The sequence below is a fragment of the Mycobacterium sp. TH-M15 genome, from assembly GCF_057473705.1.
Map to the genome: position 1 here is coordinate 1 of NZ_JBYCLB010000433.1, position 2,086 is coordinate 2,086.

Genomic DNA, 2,086 nt, shown 5'->3' on the forward strand with positions numbered 1-2,086 from the left:
GCGCCACGATGCGCACCCCGACCCGGTTGTGCATCAGCTGATCCACCGCCGGCTTGCACTCGTCGGAGTACGGACCGGAGTAGCGCTCCCAGACGCTGACCCCCACCCGGAAGGTGGCGTCCGGGTCGTCGACGATCTCGGCGACCCCCTCGAACGACACCCCGCGCAGCGTGTCGTAGGTGTGGCCGCCCTCGATCAGGAAGCTCACCCGCGGGTCACGCCGGAGGTTCACCGCCTTCTGCGACTTCGCCTTGGTCTCCAGCCAGATCTCCCCGTCGACCACCGCGTACCACATCGCGGTCAGGTGCGGCTGGCCGCCGGGTCCGACGGTGGCCAGCGTCCCGGTGCGGCTGGTGGTGACGAAGTCGGCGATCTCCGCCGGCGACATGACGATCTGCGCGCGCTGATTGGTTCCCATCGGGTCAGTCTGTCAGGCGGACACCGGCGACGACCGTGCGGTCACGACATCGACTCCGCGCTGAGGGCGTGAATCGGGCGAAAACACCGCCCTGGACGCAGAGTCGGTGTCGGCGTCACACTCGCCGGGTCAGCGCGTCGGCCGCGGCGATCAGATCGGCCGCCCAGCGCCCCCCGGGCCGCTGGCCCAGCCGGTCGATCGGACCGGAGACCGAGACGGCGGCGATCACCTCGCCGTGGGCATCGCGCACCGGCGCCGAGACGCTGGCCACCCCGGGTTCGCGCTCGGCCACGCTCTGCGCCCAGCCGCGCCGGCGCACCTCGGCCAGCGCGCGGTCGGTGAACCTGGCCTCCGGCAGCAGCTCCTGCCGGGTGGCGGCGTCTGCGTAGGCCAGCAGCACCTTGGCCCCCGACCCCGCGGTCATCGGCAGCAGGGCGCCGACCGGCACCGTATCGCGCAGCCCGGCAGCCGGTTCCAGCGCGGCGATACAGACCCGGGACATCCCCTCCCGGCGGTACAGCTGCACGCTCTCTCCGGTGATCTCGCGCAACCGGGCCAACACCGTTGCCGCGGCGGCGCGCAGCGGATCGTCGGCGCGGGCGGCCAGGTCGACGATGCCCGGGCCGATCCGCCAGCGGCCGTCGCCGTCGCGGCTGAGCAGCCGATGCACCTCAAGGCCGGCGGCGAGCCGGTGGGCGGTGGCCCGGGGCAGGCCGGTGCGGTCGCGGAGTTCGCCCAGACCGCACGGCGATTCCGCCACCGCGTGCAGCACCTCGAGGGCTTTGTCGAGGACGCCGATGCCGCTATGCTGTCTCATATAAAGATATTAATGTCTCAGAATGTGAGATTGTCAATGAGTCAGAGACCCCGCACGCTGGCCGAAAAGGTCTGGGACGACCACGTCGTGGCGTCCGGTGGCGGCACCGAACCCGACCTGATCTACATCGACCTGCACATGATCCACGAGGTCACCAGCCCGCAGGCGTTCGACGGGCTGCGGCTGGCCGGCCGGGGAGTGCGCCGGCCCGATCTGACGATCGCCACCGAGGATCACAACGTGCCGACCATCGACATCGACAAGCCGATCGCCGACCCGACCTCACGCACGCAGGTCGAGACGCTGCGGCGCAACTGCGCGGAGTTCGGTGTCCGGCTGTACCCGATGGGCGACATCGACCAGGGCATCGTGCACATCATCGGTCCGCAGCTGGGCCTGACCCAGCCGGGCATGACGGTGGTCTGCGGTGACAGCCACACCTCGACGCACGGTGCGTTCGGGGCGCTGGCGATGGGCATCGGCACCTCCGAGGTGGAGCATGTGCTGGCCACCCAGACGCTGCCGCTGCGCCCGTTCAAGACGATGGCGGTGAACGTCGACGGCGAGCTGCCGCCGGGGGTGACCGCCAAGGACGTCATTCTGGCGGTGATCGCCAAGATCGGCACCGGTGGCGGTCAGGGGCACGTCATCGAATACCGGGGCAGCACCATCGAATCGATGTCGATGGAGGCGCGGATGACGATCTGCAACATGAGCATCGAGGCCGGTGCCCGGGCCGGCATGGTCGCGCCCGACGAGACCGCCTACGCCTACCTGCGTGGCCGGCCGCACGCCCCGACCGGAGCGGCCTGGGACGCCGCGATGGGCTACTGGCAGAGCCTGCGCACCGA

Annotated in this window: 3 protein-coding genes; 1 reads left to right on the plus strand and 2 read right to left on the minus strand. The window is 70.6% G+C overall.

The genetic code is table 11. The annotated features are described in order from the left end of the window. Positions 1-418: PPOX class F420-dependent oxidoreductase (locus tag AC2VNT_RS10455; RefSeq protein WP_486946787.1), on the minus strand; the 418-nt coding region annotated here is incomplete at its 3' end. Positions 419-533: 115 nt separating this feature from the next. Beyond that, positions 534-1,235 (minus strand): IclR family transcriptional regulator, encoded by a 702-nt coding sequence (locus AC2VNT_RS10460; RefSeq protein ID WP_486946788.1) that lies wholly within the window; start codon positions 1,233-1,235, stop codon positions 534-536. A gap of 36 nt (positions 1,236-1,271) precedes the next feature. On the opposite strand from AC2VNT_RS10460, the gene AC2VNT_RS10465 reads away from it, so the two are divergent. Next, positions 1,272-2,086: aconitase family protein (locus AC2VNT_RS10465; RefSeq protein ID WP_486946789.1), on the plus strand; the 815-nt coding region annotated here is incomplete at its 3' end.

Coding starts and splice junctions, on each gene's coding strand:
- AC2VNT_RS10460 (WP_486946788.1), bottom strand. CDS start 1,235: ATGAGACAGCATAGCGGCATCGGCGTCCTCGACAAAGCCCTCGAGGTG.